General features: G+C 70.0%; 25 protein-coding genes and 1 riboswitch. Of the genes, 11 read left to right on the plus strand and 14 right to left on the minus strand.

The window, feature by feature from the left end; all coding sequences use genetic code 11:
- Positions 1-47: 47 nt before the first annotated feature.
- Positions 48-725, minus strand: a complete 678-nt coding sequence (gene purQ, locus BR31_RS0125525; protein ID WP_027503414.1) for a phosphoribosylformylglycinamidine synthase subunit PurQ — start codon at positions 723-725, stop codon at positions 48-50.
- Complete coding sequence (purS, locus tag BR31_RS0125530; protein ID WP_027503415.1) at positions 722-958, minus strand: phosphoribosylformylglycinamidine synthase subunit PurS; 237 nt, start codon at positions 956-958, stop codon at positions 722-724. The genes purQ and purS overlap by 4 nt, the downstream gene beginning before the upstream one ends.
- Positions 959-1,041: 83 nt before the next feature.
- Between purS and BR31_RS0125535 the strand changes: the two genes are divergently transcribed.
- Positions 1,042-1,689 carry an MBL fold metallo-hydrolase gene (locus BR31_RS0125535; protein ID WP_027503416.1) on the plus strand — a complete coding sequence of 216 codons (648 nt, stop codon included), beginning with the start codon at positions 1,042-1,044 and terminating at the stop codon, positions 1,687-1,689.
- Positions 1,690-1,779: 90 nt separating this feature from the next.
- Positions 1,780-3,402: a long-chain fatty acid--CoA ligase gene (locus tag BR31_RS0125540; protein ID WP_027503417.1), complete on the plus strand. Its 1,623-nt coding sequence runs from the start codon at positions 1,780-1,782 to the stop codon at positions 3,400-3,402.
- Positions 3,403-3,467: 65 nt separating this feature from the next.
- Here the strand turns inward: BR31_RS0125540 and BR31_RS0125545 are convergent, their stop codons facing one another.
- From BR31_RS0125545 to BR31_RS0125555, 3 genes are all read right to left on the minus strand, one after another.
- Positions 3,468-4,172, minus strand: coding sequence for a DUF2334 domain-containing protein (locus BR31_RS0125545; RefSeq protein WP_027503418.1), 705 nt, complete (start codon positions 4,170-4,172; stop codon positions 3,468-3,470).
- A gap of 82 nt (positions 4,173-4,254) precedes the next feature.
- Entirely contained in the window at positions 4,255-4,683 is a 429-nt protein-coding gene (locus tag BR31_RS0125550; RefSeq protein WP_197023719.1) for a cupin domain-containing protein, read from the minus strand.
- Positions 4,684-4,751: 68 nt separating this feature from the next.
- Positions 4,752-5,126 (minus strand): DUF4267 domain-containing protein, encoded by a 375-nt coding sequence (locus BR31_RS0125555; protein WP_037178398.1) that lies wholly within the window; start codon positions 5,124-5,126, stop codon positions 4,752-4,754.
- Positions 5,127-5,200: 74 nt separating this feature from the next.
- Here BR31_RS0125555 and BR31_RS0125560 point away from each other — a divergent pair, with 74 nt between their 5' ends.
- Entirely contained in the window at positions 5,201-5,767 is a 567-nt protein-coding gene (locus tag BR31_RS0125560) for a TetR/AcrR family transcriptional regulator (protein ID WP_027503421.1), read from the plus strand.
- A 55-nt stretch (positions 5,768-5,822) separates the two neighbouring features.
- Here the strand turns inward: BR31_RS0125560 and BR31_RS0125565 are convergent, their stop codons facing one another.
- On the minus strand, positions 5,823-6,314 hold the full coding sequence (locus tag BR31_RS0125565) for a glutathione peroxidase (protein WP_027503422.1): 492 nt from the start codon (positions 6,312-6,314) through the stop codon (positions 5,823-5,825).
- Positions 6,311-7,732 carry a cation:dicarboxylate symporter family transporter gene (locus BR31_RS0125570; RefSeq protein ID WP_027503423.1) on the minus strand — a complete coding sequence of 474 codons (1,422 nt, stop codon included), beginning with the start codon at positions 7,730-7,732 and terminating at the stop codon, positions 6,311-6,313. Before BR31_RS0125570 ends, BR31_RS0125565 begins: the two co-directional genes overlap by 4 nt.
- Before the next feature lie 123 nt (positions 7,733-7,855).
- Between BR31_RS0125570 and BR31_RS0125575 the strand changes: the two genes are divergently transcribed.
- A complete protein-coding gene (locus BR31_RS0125575; RefSeq protein ID WP_027503424.1) occupies positions 7,856-9,424 on the plus strand; it encodes a sensor histidine kinase in 1,569 nt (522 codons plus the stop codon).
- Complete coding sequence (locus BR31_RS0125580; RefSeq protein ID WP_027503425.1) at positions 9,421-10,110, plus strand: response regulator; 690 nt, start codon at positions 9,421-9,423, stop codon at positions 10,108-10,110. The genes BR31_RS0125575 and BR31_RS0125580 overlap by 4 nt, the downstream gene beginning before the upstream one ends.
- A gap of 3 nt (positions 10,111-10,113) precedes the next feature.
- Here the strand turns inward: BR31_RS0125580 and BR31_RS0125585 are convergent, their stop codons facing one another.
- Genes BR31_RS0125585 through BR31_RS0125595 form a run of 3 tightly spaced genes read right to left on the minus strand, consistent with a single transcriptional unit; the run spans position 10,114 to position 12,973 of the window.
- A complete protein-coding gene (locus tag BR31_RS0125585) occupies positions 10,114-11,079 on the minus strand; it encodes an NAD-dependent epimerase/dehydratase family protein (protein WP_027503426.1) in 966 nt (321 codons plus the stop codon).
- Positions 11,076-12,143, minus strand: a complete 1,068-nt coding sequence (locus BR31_RS0125590; protein ID WP_027503427.1) for an NAD(P)H-dependent amine dehydrogenase family protein — start codon at positions 12,141-12,143, stop codon at positions 11,076-11,078. Before BR31_RS0125590 ends, BR31_RS0125585 begins: the two co-directional genes overlap by 4 nt.
- A gap of 47 nt (positions 12,144-12,190) precedes the next feature.
- Entirely contained in the window at positions 12,191-12,973 is a 783-nt protein-coding gene (locus BR31_RS0125595) for an SDR family oxidoreductase (protein ID WP_027503428.1), read from the minus strand.
- 85 nt (positions 12,974-13,058) lie between these two features.
- On the opposite strand from BR31_RS0125595, the gene BR31_RS0125600 reads away from it, so the two are divergent.
- Positions 13,059-13,700: a TetR/AcrR family transcriptional regulator gene (locus BR31_RS0125600; protein ID WP_231496704.1), complete on the plus strand. Its 642-nt coding sequence runs from the start codon at positions 13,059-13,061 to the stop codon at positions 13,698-13,700.
- 16 nt (positions 13,701-13,716) lie between these two features.
- On the opposite strand, the gene BR31_RS0125605 is transcribed toward BR31_RS0125600, so the two are convergent.
- The 4 genes from BR31_RS0125605 to BR31_RS0125620 are packed head-to-tail and all read right to left on the minus strand — an operon-like array spanning position 13,717 to position 18,659.
- Positions 13,717-14,892, minus strand: a complete 1,176-nt coding sequence (locus tag BR31_RS0125605; RefSeq protein ID WP_037178400.1) for a PrsW family intramembrane metalloprotease — start codon at positions 14,890-14,892, stop codon at positions 13,717-13,719.
- Positions 14,889-15,557, minus strand: a complete 669-nt coding sequence (locus tag BR31_RS30845; RefSeq protein WP_051637745.1) for a hypothetical protein — start codon at positions 15,555-15,557, stop codon at positions 14,889-14,891. Before BR31_RS30845 ends, BR31_RS0125605 begins: the two co-directional genes overlap by 4 nt.
- A 29-nt stretch (positions 15,558-15,586) precedes the next feature.
- Positions 15,587-17,728, minus strand: a complete 2,142-nt coding sequence (locus BR31_RS0125615) for a S9 family peptidase (RefSeq protein ID WP_037178402.1) — start codon at positions 17,726-17,728, stop codon at positions 15,587-15,589.
- Positions 17,729-17,765: 37 nt separating this feature from the next.
- The gene (locus BR31_RS0125620; protein ID WP_027503432.1) at positions 17,766-18,659 is read right to left on the minus strand and encodes a phosphoribosylaminoimidazolesuccinocarboxamide synthase; all 894 of its coding nucleotides are present in this window, start codon (positions 18,657-18,659) and stop codon (positions 17,766-17,768) included.
- A gap of 67 nt (positions 18,660-18,726) precedes the next feature.
- Positions 18,727-18,912, plus strand: a riboswitch (cobalamin riboswitch).
- Between the two features lie 67 nt (positions 18,913-18,979).
- Between BR31_RS0125620 and BR31_RS0125625 the strand changes: the two genes are divergently transcribed.
- From BR31_RS0125625 to BR31_RS0125645, 5 genes are read left to right on the plus strand one after another with little or no spacing between them, the layout of a single operon-like run.
- Entirely contained in the window at positions 18,980-19,951 is a 972-nt protein-coding gene (locus BR31_RS0125625; RefSeq protein ID WP_027503433.1) for an ABC transporter substrate-binding protein, read from the plus strand.
- Positions 19,948-21,006, plus strand: a complete 1,059-nt coding sequence (locus BR31_RS0125630) for a FecCD family ABC transporter permease (RefSeq protein ID WP_027503434.1) — start codon at positions 19,948-19,950, stop codon at positions 21,004-21,006. Before BR31_RS0125625 ends, BR31_RS0125630 begins: the two co-directional genes overlap by 4 nt.
- Positions 21,003-21,815: an ABC transporter ATP-binding protein gene (locus tag BR31_RS0125635; RefSeq protein WP_027503435.1), complete on the plus strand. Its 813-nt coding sequence runs from the start codon at positions 21,003-21,005 to the stop codon at positions 21,813-21,815. Before BR31_RS0125630 ends, BR31_RS0125635 begins: the two co-directional genes overlap by 4 nt.
- Positions 21,816-21,817: 2 nt before the next feature.
- Positions 21,818-22,549: a (2Fe-2S) ferredoxin domain-containing protein gene (locus tag BR31_RS0125640; protein ID WP_037178448.1), complete on the plus strand. Its 732-nt coding sequence runs from the start codon at positions 21,818-21,820 to the stop codon at positions 22,547-22,549.
- Between the two features lie 12 nt (positions 22,550-22,561).
- Positions 22,562-22,855 (plus strand): Rdx family protein, encoded by a 294-nt coding sequence (locus tag BR31_RS0125645; RefSeq protein ID WP_027503437.1) that lies wholly within the window; start codon positions 22,562-22,564, stop codon positions 22,853-22,855.
- The last annotated feature ends 2 nt before the right edge of the window (positions 22,856-22,857 follow it).

Here is a 22,857-nt window from a genome sequence, read left to right on the forward strand (position 1 = left end):
ACCGGATGACCGGTCCGCCCTGATGCGGAATTCAACTCGAACTCTGCTCAGGCGGTGAGGACCGCGTCCAGCGCCGAGTAGAACATGCCGAGGCCGTCGTCGCTCGGTCCGGTCAGCGACTCGGTCGCGTGCTCGGGGTGCGGCATCAGGCCGACGACCCGGCCGTTGGCCGAGGCGATGCCCGCGATCGCGCGCTGCGAGCCGTTCGGGTTGTCGCCGGAGTAGCGGAACACCACGCGGCCCTCGCCCTCGAGCTCGTCGAGCACCTTCTCCGAGGCCTGGTACCGGCCCTCGCCCGACTTGAGCGGGATGAGGATCTCGGCGCCCGACTCGTACCTCGAGGACCACGCCGTCGAGGTGGACTCCACCTTCAGCCACTGGTCCCGGCAGATGAAGTGCAGGCCCTCGTTGCGGGTCAGGGCACCGGGGAGCAGTCCCGCCTCGCACAGCACCTGGAAGCCGTTGCAGATGCCGAGCACCGGCATGCCGCCCGCCGCGGCCTTGATGACCTCTTCCATCACCGGCGCAAACCGGGCGATGGCGCCGCAGCGCAGGTAGTCGCCGTAGGAGAAGCCGCCGGGCACGATGACCCCGTCGACGCCCTTGAGATCGGCATCGCCGTGCCAGAGGCTGACCGCCTCGCCGCCTGCCAGGTTCACCGCGCGGGCGGCGTCGACATCGTCGAGGGTGCCGGGGAAGGTGATGACTCCGATACGGGCGCTCACTGGACTCGGGTGACCTTCCAGTCCTCGATCACCGTGTTGCACAGCAGCGACTCGGCGATCTTCTCCAGCTCGGCATCGTCGACGCTGTCGTCGACCTCGAGCTCGAAACGCTTGCCCTGGCGAACATCCGACACTCCGGTGAACCCGAGTCGGGGCAGGGCGCCGACAACTGCCTGCCCTTGGGGATCGAGAATCTCGGCCTTGGGCATGACATCGACAACGACACGGGCCACGTGCTGCTCCTCGCTAGGTGCTCCGGTGCGCCCGGGAATGATCCGCCGGGCAACAGGCAGTTTACCGGCGCATACTCGAACCCATGCGACTGACCCACTTCGGCCACTCCTGCGTGCTCGCCGAGATCGACGACGCAACCGTCCTGTTCGATCCCGGCAACTTCTCGCACGGCTTCGAGGGCATCACCGGCCTGGATGCCATCCTCATCACCCACCAGCATCCCGACCACGCCGACCCGGCGCGGCTGCCGGCCCTGGTCGAGGCGAACCCCGGCGCGGCGTTGTACGCGGACCCGCAGACGGCGGCGCAGCTCGGCGGCCGCTGGACGGCGGTGCACGCGGGCGACTCCTTCGCCATCCGCGACGTCCAGGTCACCGGGGTCGGCGGACGGCACGCGGTGATCCACCCGGAGATCCCGGTGATCGACAACACCGGCTACCTCCTCGGCGATCCGGCCGGGCCCGCGCGGCTGCTGCACCCTGGCGATTCCCTGTTCGTGCCAGAGCAGCCGATCGACGTCCTGGCGATCCCCGCCGTCGCGCCGTGGATGAAGATCTCCGAGACCGTCGACTACCTGCGAGCCGTCGCGCCACGGGTCGCGGTGCCGATCCACCAGGGCATCATCAACGACCCCGCGACCGGTATCTACTACGGCCGGCTGCGCGAGATGGGGCCCGCGGGAACCGAGTTCCTGGTGCTCCCGGCGGAGTCCGGCACCGAGGTGAGCTGACCCGCTGCGGCGACCATGGGGCGGACGAGCGCCGGCGCGGCAGGGTGACTACGGTCACAGTCATCAGTCGCCGTCACACAGGAGTCACCCATGCTGAGCACGATGCAAGACGCCCCGCTGTCGATCGCCCAACTGCTTCGGCACGGGAGCACGGTGCACGGCGCGGCGGAGGTGGTGACGTGGACCGAGTCGGGCCCCCGCCGCACCTCCTACGCCGAGGTGGGCAGGCGGTGCGCCGCGCTGGCGCACGCCCTGCGCGGCCTCGGTGTCACCGGCGACCAGCGGGTGGCGACGTTCATGTGGAACAACTCCGAGCACCTCGAGGCGTACCTGGCGGTGCCGTCGATGGGCGCGGTCCTGCACACGCTGAACATCCGGCTGTTCCCCGAGCAGCTGGTGCACGTGGCCAACCACGCCGAAGACCACGTGATCATCGTCGACCCGTCCCTCATCCCGCTGCTGGCGCCGCAGCTGCCGCAGCTGACCACCGTCAAGCACGTGATCGTCACCGGCTCCTCCACCGCCGGGCTCGAGGCCCCCGAGGGGGTGCAGGTCCACACCTACGAGGGCCTGCTCGACGGCCAGCCCGGCGAGTTCGACTGGCCCGAGGTCGACGAGCGAAGCGCCGCGGCGATGTGTTACACCTCCGGCACCACCGGTGACCCGAAAGGTGTTGTCTACTCCCACCGTTCGATCTACCTGCATTCGATGCAGGTGTGCATGTCCGACGGCCCGAACCTCGCCCAGGGCGACCGCGCCCTTGCGGTCGTGCCGCAGTTCCACGCCATGTCCTGGGGCCTGCCCTACGCCGCGTTCATGATCGGCGCCTCGCTGATCATGCCGGACCGCTTCCTGCAGCCCGCCCCGCTCGCCGAGCTGATCGCCGCCGAGAAGCCCACCCTCGCCGCCGCGGTGCCCACCATCTGGCAGGGCCTGCACCTGCACCTCGAGCACCATCCGCAGGACATCTCCTCGATGCGGGAGGTCCTGATCGGCGGATCCGCGGTGCCGCCCGCGCTCATGCACACCTTCGAGGACGAGCACAGCGTCTCGGTGTTGCACGCCTGGGGCATGACCGAGACCTCCCCGCTGGGTTCGGTGGCCCGCCCGCCCGCAGGCACGACCGGCGGCGAGATGTGGAAGTACCGCTACACCCAGGGCCGGTTCCCCGCCTCCGTGCAGGCCCGACTCGTCGGCGATGACGGCACAGTCCTCCCCAACGACGGCACCTCCGTCGGCGAGCTCGAGGTCCGCGGGCCGTGGATCACCGCGTCCTACTACGGGGTCGACGCGGCGGACAAGTTCGACGACGGCTGGCTCAGGACCGGCGACGTCGGATCGATCACGCCCGACGGCTACCTCAGCCTCTCGGACCGCTCGAAGGACATCATCAAGTCGGGCGGCGAGTGGATCTCCTCGGTCGACCTGGAGAACGCCGTGATGGGACACCCGTCCGTCGCCGAGGCCGCCGTCATCGGCGTGCCCGACGAGAAGTGGGACGAACGCCCCCTGGTCGCGGTGGTGCTGCGCGAGGGCGCCACGACAACCGTCGCCGAACTGCAGCAGTACCTGGCGGACAAGGTCGCCAAGTGGCAGGTGCCGGAGAACTGGACGCTGATCGACGCGGTCCCGAAGACCAGCGTCGGCAAGTTCGACAAGAAGCGTCTGCGCGCCGACTATCACGACGGCGGGCTGACGGTCACCCGACTCTGATCGACGTGAAAGGGGGCGCGACCCATCGGGTCGCGCCCCTTTTCGTGCGCAGGGCGCCGTGGAACTCAGGCCACCCGCGACCCGGACCCCTTGGCCTGCCAGCGGTATCCGGTCGGCTGCGCACCGTGGTGCAGCGACAGGTCGACGGCATCGAGCAGTGCCTGCCGCGGGCCGGGCCGACCGAGCTGCTTCGCGGAGATCGCGAGACGCACCACCCCGCCGCGGCGGGCGGTCCGCCCCGCACCCAGCACCAGCGCCCGGCACCACCAGGGCTCGGCCCGGAATCCCTCGCCGACGCCGAGCACGCGGGCCCGCACCACGGTGCCGCGCTCGAGGTCGTGGATTCCGGCGGCCCCGGCGAGCAACCGGAACCCGGCGCGGGGCAACGCGGACACCGCTCCGGGCGAGGCCAGCCAGCGGGGCGCGGCGAACACGCGCGTGCGCAGCCCGGTCTCCTCCATCACCCGATCCGCGGCCAGCAACCGCAGCGCGGCCTCGTGCTCGGGCAGGGCCGCGAACTCGGCGCGGCGCTTCTTGGTGGCGGCCTGGTCGTATCCGTGCAGCACGATGGCGTCGCCACCCGACTGCCGCCGCCGCAGCCAGTCCTGGGTTCCCTCGTCGCGGACCAGCCGGTACTTGTCCTTCAGGCGCGGGGCGACGAGCAACGAGAGCGGCACCCCGCGCCCGTCCATCTCCCGCGCGAAGTCGGCGGCGAGGTCCCTGGTCTCCGCCCGGATCCCCGAGAGCGACACGATCAGCTGTCCGGCCATGCGCCCAGGGTCGCACCCCAAGATGTACGGCCGCTGACGCCGACGTGAGCATTCGGCGAGAACCCGTGCCCGCCCGGACCGACTACGGGCGGGTGCCCGACCCGTTCCGGTCCCGCCACCACTGCGGCGCGTCGACGAAGTGGTTGTCGTACTCCTCCTGGGCGGGCGCGAGCTCCTCCACCGACGCCTCCCCCGCTTGGATCCTCGCGAGCAGCCGGAAGTACTCGAACCGCTGCACCCCGGGGGTCAGCACGATCAGGACCCGGGCCCCGGAGTCCGGCGTCGCTCCGAACGCGTGCGGCATCAGCTTGGGCACCACGAGGGATCCGCCCGCCGCCACGGTCATGATCTCGTCGCCCGCCATGACGCGCAGTTCGCCGTCGAGGACGTAGAACAACTCCGACGATCTGGTGTGGAAATGCGGGGCGGCTCCGTCGGCCCCGACCCCGAGCCGGACCTCGAGCGAGCTCAGCGCGCCCGCCGTGTCGGAGGCGTCGTACAGCAGATGCATCGAGGCCCTGTCGTTCCCCACGACCTCCGCCTGGTCCGCCCGGGCCGAGACCGCCCGCTCCTGCCCGGTCATGCGGCCAGCAACGCGGCAGCGGCGAGCATCGCGACCGCGGTGGCCCCGTGGATTCCGTACGCGGCCTTGCGGTCACCGCCGTTGGACAGCACCACCCACATGTCGCCGAGGGGAACGACGGCGAGCAGCAGCATCAGGAGCGCGAGCTGGTCGCGCGCGGCGAAGCTGAAGACGATCACCAGCAGGCCCGAGGCGATGTCGCGGACGCCCTTGACCTGCCACCAGCCGCGCGCTTCCGGCGCCGGGCTGGTGGGCAGACCGAAGCCGGCCGCGTTCTTCGCATTCTTCCCCAGGTAGGCCACACCGATCGCGATGATCCCGAGCGCACCGATCCAGCTGATGACGAGTCCGATCCAGGTCAGCATTGCCATGCCTTTCGTTTGTAGTACTTCTACCAACGTTAACTTATTAATGGATGAAAGTCTATCGGTGATAGAGTTTTGGCATGGGAGTTCGGGAACGCAAGGAAAGGGAGCGGCAGGATCGCGAGCGCAAGATCGTCGAGTGCGCTCGGAGGATCGCCGAGAACGAGGGATGGCCCGCCGTGACCACGCGGCGCCTGGCCGATGAGATCGAGTACAGCCCTCCGGTGCTCTACGGGCACTTCCCGGAGGGCAGGGACGGCATCGTCAGCGCGGTCGCGCTGACGGGATTCCGGGACTTCACCCTGACCATGGGCCGGGCGCTCGATGGCATCGACGATGCGGGACGGCTGACGGCCTTCATCCGCGCCTACCTGGAATTCGCGTCGGACAATCCCGCGACGTATGAGGCCATGTTCTCGATGCGGCTGGGGGTTCGGTTCGCCCACGAATCGACCCCACCGGAACTGCGTGCGGGATTCGAGATGCTGTCGTCGGCGCTCGGAGGCAGGGCGACCGGCGAGTCCGGGACCAGGGCGGAGGTCTTCTGGAGCGCGCTGCACGGAATGTGCGTGCTCACCCGCGGGGAGCGCCTCGACCCGGGCAACGAGGCGGCGCGCATCGCCGAGCTCGCCGAACTGTTCGGATGAACGCGAGAAGGCGGCCACGCACCAGGTGCGTGGCCGCCTCTGTTCGATTGCGTTGCTACTTCGGCAGCACGGCCTCGATGGCCGCGACGACCTCGGGTGCATCCGGCACGGTCGTCGGGCGGAATCGGTTCGCCACGGTGCCGTCCGGCGCGAGCAGGAACTTCTCGAAGTTCCACTGCACGTCGCCCGCCGCACCCTCGGCGTCGGCGGCCTTGGTGACCTCGGCGTACAGCGGGTGCCTGCCCTCGCCGTTGACCTCGATCTTCTCCAGCAGCGGGAACGAGACGCCGTAGGTCGTCGAGCAGAAGGTCTCGATCTCCTCGGCGGTGCCGGGCTCCTGCCCCATGAACTGGTTGCAGGGCACGCCGACCACGGTGAGGCCGCGGTCCGCGTAGTCCTTGGCCAGCTGCTCGAGCGCCGTGTACTGCGGCGTGAGCCCGCACTTGGACGCGACATTGACCAGCAGGATCGCGTTTCCGTCGTAGGCACCGAGCGAGGTCGGGGACCCGCCGAGGGTGTTGATCTCGATGTTCAGGGGGTTCGTCATGAGGCCAACGGTACGGGAACTCGTGCGGCGCTGACCTTCTCGCTGCCATCGTGTGGGACGGCGATCGGTCCGTCCTCGGGCAGGTGGTCGTCCACCATGGTCGTCTCGTCGAAGGGCAGCTTCCCGTCCAGCACCGTCCGCACCCTCGACGCGTCGACGGTGCGCGTCCAGGTACCGATCAGCAGGGTCGCCACCGCGTTGCCGGAGAAGTTGGTGACCGCGCGGGCCTCGGACATGAACCGATCGATGCCGACGATCAGACCGACGCCGTCGAGCAGTTCCGGCCGATGGCTCTGCAGCCCACCGGCGAGGGTCGCAAGGCCGGCGCCGCTGACGCCCGCCGCGCCCTTCGAGGCGATGATCATGAACACCAGCAGGGACAGCTGTTCGGGGAGCGCGAGCGGCTGCCCCATCGCGTCGGCGATGAAGATAGACGCCATCGTCAGGTAGATGGCGGTGCCGTCGAGGTTGAAGGAGTACCCGGTCGGCACCACGATGCCGACGGTGGTGCGCTGCACCCCGACGTGCTCCATCTTGGCGATCAGCCGCGGCAGCGCCGACTCCGAGGAGGAGGTCGCGAAGATCAGCAGGTACTCACGGGCCAGGTAGCGGACCAGCTTGAAGATCGAGAACCCCGACACCGCCCGCAGCATCAGGCCGAGCACACCGAAGACGAAGATCGCGCAGGTGATGTAGAAGCCGACCATCAGGGTCCCCAGCTGCACGACGGCACCGAGACCGGTCTGGCCGACCACGTTCGCCATGGCACCGAAGGCACCGATGGGCGCGAGCCACAGGATCATCGCCAGGATCCGGAAGACCAGCTTCTGCACGTGGCCGACCCCACGCAGGATCGGCTCGCCCTGCTTGCCCATGGCCTGCAGCCCGAATCCGACCAGCAGCGCCACGAACAGCGTCTGCAACACGCTGCCGACCGTGAGGGAGGACAGCAGCGAGGTCGGGATGATCCCCGCGATGAAGTCCATGGTGCCGCCGGCGCCGTGCGCCTTCTCCGCCAGGTCGGCGCCGGCCGAGGAGGTCGCGGCGCTCAGATCCAGTCCGCTTCCCGGGTCGAGCAGGTTGCCGACGAGCAGGCCGATCCCGAGCGCGACCGTGGACATCCCCAGGAAGTAGGCCAGTGCCAGCCCACCGACCTTGCCGACGCTGGCCGCCGCCTTCACCGAGCCGATGCCGAGCACGATCGTGCAGAAGATGACCGGGCTGATCATCATCTTGATCAGGCTGATGAACAGGGTGCCGAGCACCCCGAGAGACTTGCCCAGCTCCGGCGCGAGCCAGCCGACGAGCACACCGGCGACGACGGCGACGATCACTCCCAGGTACAGCCAATGGGTCCGGTCACGCTTGCCCGCGGCCGGCGGGGGTGGCGTATCGTCCTGCTTCGAATCGATGGTCATGACTGGTCCTCTTGACTGCCTCTCAAGGAAGTGAGCTGCATCACTTCGCCTCATGAAGAATGGTGGAGCGCGCCGCGACTGCAGTCACGGTTGCGTGCATTTCGTTCATGAGAGGACGGACGGGTGATCAGGTCCCGACGGCGCGCGAGTCTCGCAGGCCAGGTATTGGTGCTACAGCTGCTGGTGCTGGCCGTGGTGGTGCTGACCGGCACCGTGGTGACGGTTCTCGACGAGCGGCGCGACGCCGACGCGGCCACCGAACGTGAGGTGGCGGCGGTCGCCGAGTCGGTCGCCTGGGCCGATTCGACGGCGGCGGGCCTGCTCTCCCCCGACCCGACCGCGGCGCTGCAACCCCAGACCGAGCGGATCCGGCTGGCCACCGGCATCGACTTCATCGTCGTGATGGCGCCGGACCGAACCCGGTACACGCACACCAATCCCGCGCTGATCGGGCAGCCGTTCAGCGGCCACATCGACCGCGCGCTTGCGGGCGAGACCTTCACCGAGACCTACGCGGGATCGCTCGGCCCGTCGATTCGCGCGGTGACACCGGTGTACTCCGACGGCCGCATCGTCGGCCTGGTCGCGGCGGGCGTCACCAGGGAGCGGATCATCGACCAGTTCCTGCGCGGGCTACCACTGCTGCTCGCGGTGACGGCCGTCGCCCTCGTCCTCGCGGCCCTTGGCTCGGTCCTGCTCAGCAGGCGTCTGCGCAGGCAGACGCTCGGCCTCGCACCGGCCGAGCTGCGCACCCTCTACGAGCACCACGACGCGGTGCTGCACTCGATCGGCGAGGGGCTGCTCGTCTTCGACGCGGGCTCCGACGTCGCCGAGGTGGTCAACGACGAGGCGCGACGCCTGCTGGCCCTGCCGGACGGCCCGATCACCCGCGCGCAGCTGCCGGAGTCGCTCCGGACCCTCGGCCCGGGCCAGGTGAAGGACGAGGTCCACCTGACGGGCGACCGCGTGCTCGTGGTGAACCAGGATCCGGTCTCCTTCGAGGGGCGGGTGATCGGCACCGTGACCACCCTGCGCGACCACACCGAACTGCAGAGCATCACAGGGGAACTGGATTCCGTACGGGTGTTCACCGAGTCGCTCCGCTCCCAGGCGCACGAGTCGGCGAACCGGCTGCACACGGTCGTCACCATGGTCGAACTCGGTCGCACCGAGGAGGCCGTCGCGTTCGCGACCGCGGAGCTCGCGCTGTCCCAGCACCTCATCGACCGGTTGACCACAGCCATCGCGGAGCCCGCCCTGGCTGCCCTGCTGCTCGGAAAGGTGAACCAGGCCGCCGAGCGGGGGGTGGACCTCACGGTCACCGACGACACCGCGCTGCCGACCACCGGTCCGCTGACCGCCCGCGAATTGGTCACGCTCGTAGGCAATCTCGTCGACAACGCCATCGACGCGGCGAGCACGGGCGCCGGGGACGAGCGGCCGTGGGTGGAGGTCACGATGCGCTCCGACGGCGCCGAGCTCAGTGTCCGGGTCGCGGACAGCGGACCGGGGATGTCGGCCGAGGCACTGGAGCGGGCCACCGCGCGGGGGTACTCGACCAAGTCCGATCAACGCGGCCTCGGTCTGGCGCTGGTGATGCAGGTAATCACCCGACACGGCGGCACCATCACCGCCGAGATGACCTACGGTTCGGTCGTCCTCGTCCGCATCCCCCTCGGAGGCACCGAATGATCCGCGTGCTCGTCGTCGAGGACGAACCGCTCATCGCGGAGGCGCACCGCACCTACGTCGGCCGGGTGCCCGGGTTCACCGTGCACTCGGTGGTGCACACCGGCAGCGCCGCGATCCGGGCGGTCGCCGCGGCGAACGCCACCGACCAGCCGATCGACCTGATCCTGCTCGACCTCGGGCTGCCGGACGGCAGCGGCCTCGACGTCGCCGCCGCGCTCGGTGGGGTGCGGCCGACCCCCGACATCATCGCGATCACCTCGGCCCGCGACCTGTCGATGGTCCGCGCGGCCGTGGCGCAGGGCGTCGTGCTGTACCTGCTCAAGCCGTTCACGTTCGCCGCCTTCCGGGACAAGCTCGAGCGGTACCTCGAGTTCCGCCTGGCGCTGCCGACCGGCGAGAAGGCGGTCAGCCAGCGGGACGTGGACCGCGCGATGGCCGTCCTCCGGAGCACCGACGAGCGCACCTCTGCCCCGAAAGGCGTTGCACCGCAGACACTGCAGGAGATCTCCTCCGCCGTGCGCGCCTCGGAAGCCGGCCTGAACGCCTCGCAGGCGGCGGACGCCGCCGGCGTCTCCAGGGTCACCGCCTGGCGGTACCTCGAGCGGATGGCCGAGGACGGACTGGTGGACCGGCACACGGAGTACGGGCGCGCGGGGCGGCCGCAGGTGCGCTACGTCTGGCGCTGACCCTCACCGCCGCGCGGCGGGCACCCGCGTCGGGCCCGCATAGGGACTCATCCGCAGCATGGCCCGCCGCGCGAACGGCCTGGCGAGCGGCATCAGGTGCCGCCGCCACCCCAGGGTCGCGGCGATGTCCGAGACGATGTCGTCGAAGACGCGACGCTGGTAGCCCAGCAGTCGCTGACCGGCCGCCGTGTCCACCCAGTCGGTGGCGTAGACCTTGCCGCTGAACGCATCGTCCGGCAGCATGTCCAGGCCCATCGCGCCCAGCATCTCGGTCAGGAACTGCCGGTAGGTGATCTGACAGCCCGCGCCGCCGCCGAGGAACAACACCCGGCCCCACACCGCCGGGGTCTCGAGGGCGTTCGCGACCGCGACCGCGGCGTCGTCGGGGTGCAGCACCTCGATCCGGTTCTCCAGGCCGATCTCGAACATGATCGGGTCCGGCTTGCGCAGACCCAGGATCGGGACGTCCGCGAAGCGCGGGATGAACCAGTCGAGCCCGGACTCCCGCACCATGTCCTCGCCCTCGATCTTGTGCGCCGTGTACGCATCGGTGGCGACCCGGGGGTCGTCCACCCGCCGCGGCGGGTCCCGGTCCAGCGTGTGGCCGTGCACGTCGAAGGTCGAGGCGAACAACAGCTTCGGTGGCCGCGGCTGAGCCAGGCAGGCGTCGACGACATTGCGGGTGCCGTCCACGTTGATCTGCCTGGCCAGTTCCGGATCGGCGTCGCTCGCGGGCGGGATCATCGCCGCCAGATGCAGCACCGCCTCGACGCCGGCGACGGCCGCCGCGACCACCTCGGCGTCCCGGATGTCACCCCACACCGCGTCCACCCCCGCGAACCCGCGCGCCCGGCGCCGGTCCTCGGGGGTGTCGAGGGCCAGACATCTCACCCGGTGACCGCGGCTAAGCAACTCGGCGAGCACGTGCGAGCCGATATTGCCGAACGCGCCGGTCAGCAGGAGGTTCATGACCGGATGGTGCCCCGGCCGGCGATCAACGGCAGGTCGAGCGCGGAGAGCAGGCCGGGCTTGGCGTCGCCGAGGAACGGGATCGCGTTGATGGCACGCATCCCGGTCGCCAGGCAGCCGCCGGTGATCGGGTTGTCGTCCAGTTCGCCGCGGAACACGGTCTCCTGGGTGATGTTCGGGCTGCCCTTGATGATCACGCGGTACACGTCGTTGTCCACCGAGGTGGCCCGCGGCCAGTGCGTGGCGGCATCGTTGGTGATCCGGTTGACGTGCTCGATGACGATCTTCGCCTCGTCGCCCACCCAACCACGGATCTCGAAACGCACAGCGGCGCAGTGGCCGGGCTCGATGACGCCGAACTTGTACTCGATCGGCTCGGTGGCCGCCCACTTCTCGTAGACGGTGTCGATCCGGTCCAGTTTCACCCCCACCGCATCGGCGATCATCGGGATGGTGTGGCCCCACGCGAAGATCAGCACCTCCGGGATCTCGAGCACCGCCGCCTGCTCGATCGGCGCACCGATCCCCATGGTCGGACCGTAGTCACCCTCGTAGGTGGCGTAGTCCAACAGTTCCTGCACCCGCACGCTGTCGACCCGCCCGCAGACGCCCATCAGGGTCATCGGGAACAGATCGTTGGCGAAGCCGGGGTCGATGCCGGTGGTGAAGCAGGACTTTCCGCTCTCCTGGCAGGCCTGCTCGAGCGCGACCTTCATCTCCGGCGGGCACGGCTCGGGGTAGACCAGCGGTGTCATCGAGGTCGACACCACGTGCTTGCCCGACCGCAGCGCGGCGGTCATGTTGTCGATGTTCTGCACCGCGTACTCGGCGGTCGGGCCGTAGTAGGCGACGGCGTCGGCGTCCAGCCGAAGGACCGCCTCCCAGTCCGTGGTGGCGGCGAGACCCACCGGGTCCGCCCCGATCAGGGTGCCGACATCGACGCCGTCCTTGGCGGGGTCGTGCACGATGACGCCGACGAGTTCGAAGGCCGGGTGGTCGATCAGCTCGCGGATGACCAGCTTGCCGACGACGCCGGTGCCCCAGACGATGACCTTGTGCTTCATGCCTTGCTACCTCTCAGAGATTGATGTGCATCAACGGGTTTCGCCCGTCAGCGGAAGTACTCGCCTGCGTTGACGAACAGGGTCTGGCCGGTGAGCATCCGGGCCCGATCGGAGGCGAAGAACACCACCGAGTTGGCCACGTCGCCGTCGGCTGGCATCTCGCCGAGTGGCATGTTCGCGGTGATCTCGCCGATCACGGTCTCCTCGGAGACATCGCGCTGCTTGGCGGACAGCGCGACGTACAGCTCGATCGGCGGGCCCCACATCCAGGTGGGCACGACGGTGTTCACCCGGATCTTGTACGGGCCGAGCTCCTTTGCCAGCGACCACATCGCCGCGTGGAGCGCACCCTTCGACGTGGCGTACGCGGACTGCGGGAGCTGCGGATGGAACATCGCCTGCGAACCGATCAGCACCACCGACCCGCCCCGCTTCTTCAGCTCCGGCAGCGCCGCCTGGGTCAGGGTGAGCGTGCCGATCACGTTGGCGTCGAGCATCGACTTCCACGCGTCCAGGTCGGCGCCCTCCAGCCCACCGAAGACGTCCTCTTTCGCGGCCACGTTCACCAGGGCGTCCACTCCCCCGAAACGGTCGGCGGCCGTGCGGATCAGCTCCCCGCATGCCTCCTTCTCGAGGATGTCGGTGACCGCGTAGGCCACCCGCTCCCCGGTGGGGTCGACCTCCTCGGCGACAGCCTTGAGGTTCGCCTCGGTCCGCGCGCCGAGCACGACGTTCGCGCCGTCGCGGTACGCGGCCAGCGCGATCTCCCGCCCGAGGCCGTTGCCGACCCCCGAGACCACGACCGTCTTGCCCTCCAACAGTTCCGCCATGTCAGCTTCCTCCGGTGTGATCCAGACCATTACGTAACGTCGAGTTACGATTTTTGGAACGTAACATCGCGTTACGCTAATGACAATGACTTCTGACAAAGAGACAGCGGGAATGGACGGCGAGCGCAGGCGCGGGCGGCCGCGGAACCCGGCGATCGACGATGCCGCGCTGGCGGCCGCCAGGGAGCTGCTGACCGAGGCGGGCTGGGACCAGACCACGATGGTGGCGATCGCCGAGCGCGCCGGCGTCGGCAAGCCCGCCCTCTACCGCCGCTGGCCGTCCAAGACGCACCTGGTGTTCGAGGCGATCTTCGGCTGGGTGGACGACGCCCCGCCCGTCGCCGACGCCGTCGATCCGGCGGAGTGGATCCGCCGGTCCTGCGCCTACACCCTCGAACTCTTCGGCCGGCCGGAGGTGAAGGCCGCGCTGCCCGGCCTGTTGGCCGCCTTCCGCGACCGCGAGGACCTGCTGACGGCGCTGTGGACCGACTTCGGTGGGCCCGGCGTCGGGATGCTGGCCGACATCATGCGCGAGGACGGCGCGGACGACCGGGGTCCCGGCGAGCGCGATCCCGCGGCACTGGACGCGCAGGCCACCATGCTGTTCATCGTGGGCGGCAGCATGGTGATGCGGCTGCTGATGGCCGACGACGCGGCCGAGTCGCTCGCCCAGCGGATGCCGGACATCCTGCTCGGCGGCGTGGCCGGTCGCCCACCCACGCCGTAGGCACGACCCGAGAGGATCAGCGGAGCCTGGCGACCTCGGATCGGGCGAACTCGGTGGCCGGGGTCTCGCGCCCGCCGTCCTCCGCGATCTGTTCGGCGAGTTCGCCCGCCGCGGTCAGCACGTGTCGGGCGCGCCTGCGCGCGGCGCGATCACCCGCGGCCTTGACGAAGGCCTTGCGTTCGCGGCCGGTGCCGCTCGCCGCGGCCAGTTCGGGTTCGGTGACGACCCCACGGTCGACCTCGGGGGTGAGGATCGCGCGAACCCAGGCGCGCTCGGGCTCGGCGGCCCGGCGCAGGCCGATCACCAGCAGGGTGAACATCACGATCGGCACCAGGATCCAGACGCCGATCACGCCGAGGAGCGTGCCGTGCGCCAGCGCGGCCGCACAGTCCCAGGCTCCGTGCAGCACCATGGCCGCCACCATGAGCGCCAGGCCGCGGCCGATGCGGCGGGGCTCGTCCGGCCTGCCGATCAGCCACACCAGGCCCATGCAGAAGATCGCGCTGAAGACGGTGTGTGAGGCAATGCCGGTGGCGGCGCGCATGACGATCGTCTGCACGACGGCGGGCCCCTGCTCCGCGCCGAACGCCCCGGCCGCGGTGGAGACCGCGTAGAGCAGGTCCTCGAAGACCTGGAAGCCGAGGCCGATGAAGGCGCCGATGATGGCCCCGTCGAAGGCGGTGCGCACCACCCGCGGTGCGAGCAGCAGGATCAGCACGAACCCGGCGCCCTTCGCGATCTCCTCGGTGAACGGCGCGGTCAGCGCGGCGCTCCAGTCCAGTGCGAAGGCCTGGCCGTAGAGCTTGGTGTAGATCGCGCGGATCGGGTCGTTGGCGGCGATCACCATGCCGAAGGTCGCGCCGATGCCGCCCCACAGGAAGGCCAGCACGCGCACCTTGACGGGCACGCTCCTGAACCGGTCGACATGGCTGATGATCAGCCAGAACGGCACGGTGTAGAGGGAGAACACGATCACCCCGGCGACCAGCGCGGTGGTCAGCACGGGCGCTCCGGGGACCAGGTTCTGCAGCAGCCGGACCACACCGGCCGCCATGATCAGCCAGTACACCCAGAACGCGAGGTTGCGCGGCTGGTAGATCCGGTACGGGCGGCCGTATCCGGACCGCGCGATCGCGGTCAGCTGGCGCTGCCTGTCCACATCAGGGATGGCGTCACCTGTCACTGCGGTCATTCGCCGGCCTCCTGGCGCTCGAACCGGATGCTGCCGAGCGTCGCCTCGACGTCGACGTTGTCGGCGATGACGTCGCCCGGGAGTCCCGCCGCGGAGATCGTGACGGCGGTCCCGTCGTCCACGAAGGCCGCGAGGAACCCCTCCCGGTTGGGCTCGGTGAACTTCTCGATCACGCCGCGCGTGCCCGCGGTCGAGTAGATCTCCTGCCGGTCCCCTGTGAGCCGCAGCCCCTCCGCGCGATTCATCCCCTCGCTGCGTCCGGCGGCCTCGTCGAGCAGCGCGTCGACCGACCCGCTGAAGCCGGTGGCGTGCATCGAGAGCACCATCGTCCCGCTGCCGAACACCGCGTCGGTGCCCTTGATGCCACTCGTGGTGGTGTCGGTCGTGCGCAGGCCGGACACGAGATTCCACCCGTCCGGCGGGTCGACGGTCACCCCGTCCGCGAGCACCAGCACCTCGCCCGCCGCTATCGGGTCGTCGTAGGCGATCGATCGGTCGATCGCCGGGACGACGGTGGCATACACGAACGCCAGCACGAGAATTCCCATGGCGGGCAACAGGGTCCGGCGATCGAGGCCGAGTATCCGGCGGTCGACCGGAACCCAGTCGTCCCGTTCCTCTCGCGGCACCGGGTCACGGTGGTGGCGGGTCACTGCGTCGGTCATGGGATGACGGTAATCCTTACGCCGGCGAACTACCCCGCAGCACCAGCCGTGTCGAGCACCCATGCGTACTCGAACGCGACCTCTTTCCACTTCTCGTACCGACCGCTGACGCCGCCGTGACCGGCGCTCATCTCCGTCTTGAGCAGCAGCGGCGCGTCGCCGGTCTTCGTCGCCCGCAGCGCGGCCACCCACTTGGCCGGCTCGACGTACAGCACCCGGGTGTCGTTGATGCTGGTGATCGCGAGGATCGCCGGGTAGTCCTTGGCCGCGACGTTCTCGTAGGGGCTGTAGGACCTCATGTACTCGTAGACGTCCTTGTCCGCCAACGGGTTCCCCCACTCGTCCCATTCGATCACCGTCAGCGGCAGCGAGGGGTCGAGGATCGAGGTGAGCGGGTCCACGAACGGCACGTTCGCCAGGATGCCCGCGAACAACTCCGGCGCCAGGTTCGCGACCGCGCCCATCAGCAGTCCGCCTGCGCTGCCGCCGTCCGCGACCAACTGCGCCGGCGTGGTGCGGCCGGCGTCGATGAGATGGCGTGCGCAGTCGACGAAGTCGGTGAAGGTGTTCTTCTTCGTCAGCATCTTGCCGTTGTCGTACCAGTGCCTGCCCATCTCACCTCCCCCGCGCACGTGCGCGACCACGAACACCACGCCGCGGTCGAGCAGCGAGAGCCGGGCCACCGAGAAGCCCGGGTCCATGCTGGACTCGTAGGACCCGTAGCCGTAGAGCAGCATCGACGCGGGCGCCGTCACACCCTTGCGCTGCACGATCGAGATCGGGATCTTGGTCCCGTCCGCCGCGGTGGCCCAATCCCGGTGCTGCTCATAGTCGTCGGGGTCGTAGCCGCCGAGCACCGGCTGCGACTTGCGCAGCATCAGCTCGCCGGTCGCCACGTCGTAGTCGTAAACCCGGCTGGGCGTGATGAACGAGGTGAAGCCCAGCCGCAGCAGCGGGCCCGTCCACTCCGGGTTGGACCCGGCGCCGACCGAGTACAGCTCCTCGGCGAACTCGAGCTCACGCAGCTCGCCGTAGCCGTCGGCGGTCAACGGCCACACCGCGAGCCGGGTCAGCGCCTCGCGCCGGTAGCTCAGCACCAGGTGACCGGCGAACGCCTCGGCATCCTCGAGCCGGACGTCCTCGCGCGGCGCGAGCAGGGTGCGCTGGTCGGTCGGGTCGGCCACCGGGGCGTCGACCAGGGTGAAGTTCTCCGCCTTCACCCCGTCGACGTCGCCGTTGTGCAGGATCAGGAACCGGTCCTCGCCCGCGACGACCGCGTGCTCGACGCTGTACTCGACGCCGTCGACGCGGGGCAGCACCACCCGGAACTCGCCCTCGGGGTCGTCCGACTCGAGGCAGCGGATCTCCGAGGTGATCTTGGAGCCGATCCAGATCATCAGGTACTTCTCGCTGCGGGTGGACCCGAAGCCGACCCAGAATCGCTCGTCGGGCTCGTGGAAGACCTTGACGTCCTCGGACTGCGCGGTGCCCAGCTTGTGCCGCCAGACGGTGTCGGGCCGCCAGGCCTCGTCCACCGTCATGTAGAAGACGTGCACGTTGTCCACGGACCAGGTGGCGCCTGGCGCGGTGCCGGGGATCTCGTCGGCGAGCAACTCTCCGGTGCGCAGGTCCTTGAACCGCAGGGTGTACCGCTCGTCGCCCGCGGTGTCCACGGAGTACGCCAGCAGATCGCCGTCGAGGGTGATCGAGAACGCACCGAGCGAGAAGAAGTCATGCCCCTCGGCGAGCAGGTTGCTGTCGAGCAGCACCTGCTCGCCCTCGATCTCGGTGTCGGTGGAGAGCACCGGCGGGGTCCAGTCGTCCGGGCCCGAGATCGGGCACCGGCACTGCACGCCGTACTGCTTGCCCTCGAAGCTGCGCGAGTAGTACCACCACTGGCCCATCCGGGACGGCACCGACAGATCGGTCTCCTGGGTGCGGGACTTGATCTCCTGGAAGATCTTTTCCCGCAACGGCGCGAGGTGCTCGGTCTGCTGCTCCGTGTAGGCGTTCTCCGCCTCGAGGTACGCGCGCACCTCGGGGTCGTCCTTCTCGCGCAGCCACTCGTAGTTGTCGACGAAGGTGTCGCCGTGGTGGGTGCGCTCGAGGGGGACCTTCTTGGCGACCGGGGCTGCGATGGGGCTGCTGACCGGGGTGACGGACGAAGTCATGCCGCCAGCCTAGGCGGTGCGTGCCGCGCCGTGACGGCTACACCGGGGTCTGGACCCAGTCGTCGAAGGACAGCCCGGAGATGCGCTCGTAGGCCTCGATGTACCGGGCCCGGGTCGCGTCGACGATCTCCTGGGGCAGCGGCGGCGGGGGCGTGTCGCTCGCCCGGTCCCAGCCGGACTCGGGGCCGGTGAGCCAATTGCGGACGAACTGCTTGTCGAAGCTCGGCTGCACCCGGCCCGGCTCGTAGCCGTCGGCGGGCCAGTACCGGGAGGAGTCGGGGGTGAGCACCTCGTCGGCGAGGACGAGGTTGCCGTCGGCGTCGAGGCCGAACTCGAACTTGGTGTCGGCCAGGATGATGCCCCGGTCCGCGGCGAAGCTGGCCGCCCGGAAGTAGATGTCGAGGGTGTCCTCGCGAAGCTTGACCGCCAGCTCCTGACCGATCTGGTCGACCACGGTCGCGAAGTCGACGTTCTCGTCGTGCTCGCCGAGCACCGCCTTGGTGGCCGGGGTGAAGATCGGCTCGGGCAGCTTGCTGGCCTCGACGAGACCCTCGGGCAGCTCGACGCCGCAGACGGCGCCGGTGCGCTGGTAGTCGGCGAGCCCGGACCCGGTGAGGTAGCCACGGGCCACACACTCGACCGGCACCATGTTCAGCTTGCGCACCACGAGGGCGCGACCGAGCACCTCGGCCGGGATCCGCTCGTCGTCGGGCGCACCGGCCAGGTGGTTGCTGCCGCCGAGTTCCTCGAAGAAGAACACGCTCATCGCGGTGAGCACGCGACCCTTGTCGGGGATCGGGGTGCTCAGCACGTGGTCGTAGGCGGAGATCCGGTCGCTCGCGACCAGCAGCAGGTGCTCGTCGTCGATCGTGTAGAGGTCGCGGACCTTGCCGCCGGCCAGGTGGGCGTAGTCGGAGAGTGAGGGGCGCACACGGGCACCCTATCGGGTCACCCCCCGGCCGATTCGGGGGCGACCGCCGACCACGGGCATTGGTCTATCCTTCAACCGTTGTCGCGGTGTTCGGGAAGTCCGGTGCAAAGCCGGCGCGGTACTCGCCACTGTGAGCAGGTACGTCGACTGCCAGGGGTTCGACCCCAGCCACTGGATGCGCATGCGTCCGGGAAGGCGTAGCCGGCGGCCATCCCTGCCGAGCCAGGAGACCGGCCGTGACACATACCTGCACGTTTTCCACGAGTCATGGAAGGCGGGTCGCTTTGCGCACCCCTGTTGATCTTCGAGTTCACGCGCGGGTGTCACCGCGCGTTCTCTCCACTGCCGCGGCCTCCGTCGCCGCCGCCATCGCCCTTACCGCCTGCACCACCGGTTCCGCGGAGTCGGGAACCGCGACCATCTCCCTCGAGAACTGCGGCCGCACCGTGACCCTCGACGGGCCTGCCGAACGCGGTGTCACCCTCAACCAGGGCGCCACCGAGACCGCGCTGTCGATCGGCGCGCAGGATCGGATGGTGGGAACGGCCTATCTCGACGACGCCATCGCACCGCAGTGGGCCTCCGCCTACGCGCAGGTCCCTGCTCTCGACGAGAAGGACTACCCCAGCCGCGAGGCCCTCCTCGAGGCCAAGCCCGACCTGGTGACGGCGGCGTACTCGAGCACGTTCGACGACAAGGGCGTCGGTTCGCACGAGTCGTTCGACGAGCTCGGTGTCGCCACCTACGTCTCCCCCTTCGGCTGCAAGGACAAGTCGACGCGACCCGCGGTCGCCTGGGATTCGATCGGCGCCGAGATCACCGACTACGGGATCATGTTCGGTCGCGAGGACGAGGCCGCGGCTGTGGTCGCGCAGATGCGCGAGACGCTGGCGGGCATCGAGTCCGCCGCGCCTGCGAAGGGCAAGAGCATCTTCTGGTACGACAGCAAGACCACGACGCCGTACGTCGGGGCCAACGCGGGCGGGCCGCAGCTGATCATCGACGCGGTCGGCGGCACCAACATCTTCGCCGGCACGGACGGGTCATGGGCGGACGGCAGCTGGGAGACGGTGCTGGCAGCGAACCCGGACGTCATCGTCCTCGCCGACGCCTCGTGGGACACGGCCGAGGAGAAGAAGGCCTACCTGCGCGGCGACCCGGCGCTCAAGGACCTGAAGGCGGTGCGCGAGGACGCGTTCGTCGTGGTCCCGTTCTCGACGACCACGCCGGGTCCGCGCACGATCGAGGGCGCGAGCCTTGTCGCCGGGCAGCTGGGCGGCGACGGGGCGTGACCGCGTCCACCCGGGCACCGATCCGGGCAGCCGCGACGGCAGGCCCCGCCTGGTCGGCGATCCTGATCGCGCTGCTCGCGGTGAGCTGCGCGGCCGGGGTCGCGATCGGCGCGGCCGACCTGTCGATCGGCACGGTCGTCGAGTCGATCGCCGGACGGCTCGGTATCGGACCCGGCACCGACCTGCTCACCACGCACATCGTCGTCGACCTGCGGATGCCGCGGGTGCTGGCGGCCGCCGCGATCGGCGCCGGTCTCGCCCTGTGCGGCGCCGTGCTGCAGTCGCTGACCGGTAACCCGCTGGCCGACCCCTACCTGCTCGGCATGTCGGGGGGCGCGTCGTTGGGCGCGGTCCTGGTGCTCACCACCGGTGCGAGTGCGGTGGGCGCCCTCGGGTTCGGTGCCGTCTCGTCGGCGGCGTTCCTCGGCGCGCTCGGGAGCCTGCTGCTGGTGTTCGTCATCGCGACGTCCCGGTCCGGGGCGCTGATGCCCGGCCGGCTCGTCCTCGCCGGGATAGCGGTTGGGCAGCTGGCCGCGGCGCTCACGTCGGCGCTGGTGCTGTTCGGCGACCGCGACGCCGCCCACCGGGTGCTGAGCTGGACCCTCGGCTCGGTGGCCGGGGTGCGCTGGTCGGGTCTGGTCGGCATCCTGATCGTCGTCGCGGTGACGATGACGATCGTGCTGGCCTACAGCCGGGTGCTGGACTCGTTCGCGTTCGGTGAGCGCGCCGCCGCGAGCCTCGGCACCAACGTCGAGCGCACCCGCTGGGTGCTGTACGCGGTGGCGTCGCTGTGCACGGCGGCATTGGTCGCGCAGGCGGGCATCATCGGGTTCGTCGGGCTCGTGGTGCCGCACGCGGCCCGCATGCTCGTCGGGCCGCTGCACGCGCGACTGCTCCCGGTGGTCGCCCTGATGGGTGCGCTGCTGCTGGTGTGGGCCGACATCGCCGCCCGCACCGTCATGCCGGGGCGCGAACTGCCGATCAGCATCGTCACCGCCATCGTCGGGGTCCCGGTGTTCGTGTGGCTGCTCCGACGACGGGGAGTTCGCGCATGACCCACCACTCTCCCGACATCCGGGTCGAGGACGTCTCCTGGTCGGCGGGGGGCAGACGGATCCTCGACCGGGTGTCGTGCACGGCCCCGGCCGGGCGGGTCACCGGGTTGATCGGACCCAACGGGTCGGGCAAGACCTCGCTGCTGTCGACCATCGCCCGGCTCGAGCGTCCCGACAGCGGACGGGTGCTGCTCGGCGACGGCGCGACGACCACGATGCAACGCCGCGAGTTCGCGCGCACCGTCGCACTGGTGGAACAGCATTCGGCCACCGAACTGGACCTGACGGTGGAACAGATCGTCGAACTCGGGGCCATCCCGCACCGCGGCGGCTGGGCCCGCCCCGCCGCGCTCGGCACGGGCGAGCTCGTCACCGACTGCCTCGCGACGGCGGGGATCACCCATCTGCGACACCGGTTGTGGCAGAGCCTGTCCGGCGGTGAGAAGCAGAAGACCCAGCTGGCCCGGGCATTCGCGCAGCGGCCCTGCGTGCTGCTGCTGGACGAGCCGACCAACCACCTCGACGTCTCGGCCTCGCTCGAGCTCCTGGAACTGATCCGGGCGAGGGGCCTGACCACGGTGGCCGCGATGCACGACCTGAACCTGGCCGCGATGTACTGCGATCACCTGGTGGTGCTGTGCGACGGCCGGGTGACCGCCGAGGGCCCGACGGAGTCGGTGCTGACCGCCGATCTGCTCGCGGAGGTGTACGGGCTCGACGCCCTGGTGCAGCCTCATCCACGGACGGGACGACCGCTGGTGGTGCTGTGCGGCACCGCCACCGAGACCATCGAAAGAGCCACGCCGTGACCATGATTCAGCAGTGCAGGTGGGTGATCGTCACCGCACCAACCGACCGTGGCGACGATCCCCGCGATCAGGTGCTCGGGGCGCTGCGGGTGCTGCGGGACCAGCACCCGGACACCGTCTTCGTGACGGCGGTGCTCGGCGGCACCGGGACATCCGTCACGGGCGCGCTCGACGAGGCGGCCGCGGCAGGCGCGACCGAGGTCGTGGTCGTGAGCGCCCAGACGGTGCTCGACCGCAAGATCGACGCGTGGTTCCGCCGGGTCGTCGGACACTGGTTGCGCGAGCGCGGATCGGATGGGCCCGACGTCCGCCTCGCCGGTCCGCTGAGCGACACCGACACGTACGCCGATCTGCTCGACGCCGCGATCTCCCGCCCCACCGCGGCGGCCCGCAGCACCACCGCTCCCCTGACCTCCCCCGCGTGGGACGAGGTCCCCGGCTTCGCCCGGCACGTCCTGGTGTGCCGGGGTCCGCGGTGTTCGGCCCGCGGCGGTCCGGAGACCGCGCAGGCACTGGACAACGCGCTCGAGGCCCGCGGTCTGGGCGACGACGACGTCCTCGTCACCCAGACCGGCTGCCTGTTCCCGTGCTCGCAGGCCCCGGTCGTGGCGGTGTATCCCGACAACTCGTGGTACGCCGAACTGCGCGCCGACCGGGTCCAACGGTTCGTCGACGAACACCTCGTCGAGGGCAGGCCCGTCACCGAGTGGAGCGGGGCGCGGCGGTCACTCTGACACCCTGGGGGCATGACCCCAGCCGCGCCCCGCGTCACCGTCACCTACTGCACGCAGTGCAACTGGCTGCTCCGGGCCGGCTGGATGGCGCAGGAACTGCTGAACACATTCGGCACCGACCTCGGCGAGGTGGCCCTGATCCCGGGCACCGGCGGCGTTTTCCGGATCGAGATCGGCGACGAGCTGCTGTGGGACCGCGCCAGGGACAACGGTTTCCCCGACATCGCGGCCCTCAAGCAGTTGGTGCGCGACGTGGTGGCGCCGGAGCGCGACCTGGGCCACACCGACCGCAAGCGCGACCGCTGATC

The organism is Rhodococcus sp. UNC363MFTsu5.1, from assembly GCF_000686785.1.
GTDB lineage: Bacteria > Actinomycetota > Actinomycetes > Mycobacteriales > Mycobacteriaceae > Rhodococcus_G > Rhodococcus_G maanshanensis.

Bases quoted from the DNA above. Each gene is read 5' to 3' on its own strand.
- BR31_RS0125535 (WP_027503416.1), top strand. From the start codon at position 1,042: ATGCGACTGACCCACTTCGGCCACTCCTGCGTGCTCGCCGAGATCGAC.
- BR31_RS0125540 (WP_027503417.1), top strand. From the start codon at position 1,780: ATGCTGAGCACGATGCAAGACGCCCCGCTGTCGATCGCCCAACTGCTT.
- BR31_RS0125545 (WP_027503418.1), bottom strand. From the start codon at position 4,172: ATGGCCGGACAGCTGATCGTGTCGCTCTCGGGGATCCGGGCGGAGACC.
- BR31_RS0125550 (WP_197023719.1), bottom strand. From the start codon at position 4,683: ATGCATCTGCTGTACGACGCCTCCGACACGGCGGGCGCGCTGAGCTCG.
- BR31_RS0125555 (WP_037178398.1), bottom strand. From the start codon at position 5,126: ATGGCAATGCTGACCTGGATCGGACTCGTCATCAGCTGGATCGGTGCG.
- BR31_RS0125560 (WP_027503421.1), top strand. From the start codon at position 5,201: ATGGGAGTTCGGGAACGCAAGGAAAGGGAGCGGCAGGATCGCGAGCGC.
- BR31_RS0125565 (WP_027503422.1), bottom strand. From the start codon at position 6,314: ATGACGAACCCCCTGAACATCGAGATCAACACCCTCGGCGGGTCCCCG.
- BR31_RS0125570 (WP_027503423.1), bottom strand. From the start codon at position 7,732: ATGACCATCGATTCGAAGCAGGACGATACGCCACCCCCGCCGGCCGCG.
- BR31_RS0125580 (WP_027503425.1), top strand. From the start codon at position 9,421: ATGATCCGCGTGCTCGTCGTCGAGGACGAACCGCTCATCGCGGAGGCG.
- BR31_RS0125585 (WP_027503426.1), bottom strand. From the start codon at position 11,079: ATGAACCTCCTGCTGACCGGCGCGTTCGGCAATATCGGCTCGCACGTG.
- BR31_RS0125590 (WP_027503427.1), bottom strand. From the start codon at position 12,143: ATGAAGCACAAGGTCATCGTCTGGGGCACCGGCGTCGTCGGCAAGCTG.
- BR31_RS0125595 (WP_027503428.1), bottom strand. From the start codon at position 12,973: ATGGCGGAACTGTTGGAGGGCAAGACGGTCGTGGTCTCGGGGGTCGGC.
- BR31_RS0125600 (WP_231496704.1), top strand. From the start codon at position 13,059: ATGACTTCTGACAAAGAGACAGCGGGAATGGACGGCGAGCGCAGGCGC.
- BR31_RS0125605 (WP_037178400.1), bottom strand. From the start codon at position 14,892: ATGACCGCAGTGACAGGTGACGCCATCCCTGATGTGGACAGGCAGCGC.
- BR31_RS30845 (WP_051637745.1), bottom strand. From the start codon at position 15,557: ATGACCGACGCAGTGACCCGCCACCACCGTGACCCGGTGCCGCGAGAG.
- BR31_RS0125615 (WP_037178402.1), bottom strand. From the start codon at position 17,728: ATGACTTCGTCCGTCACCCCGGTCAGCAGCCCCATCGCAGCCCCGGTC.
- BR31_RS0125635 (WP_027503435.1), top strand. From the start codon at position 21,003: ATGACCCACCACTCTCCCGACATCCGGGTCGAGGACGTCTCCTGGTCG.
- BR31_RS0125640 (WP_037178448.1), top strand. From the start codon at position 21,818: ATGATTCAGCAGTGCAGGTGGGTGATCGTCACCGCACCAACCGACCGT.
- BR31_RS0125645 (WP_027503437.1), top strand. From the start codon at position 22,562: ATGACCCCAGCCGCGCCCCGCGTCACCGTCACCTACTGCACGCAGTGC.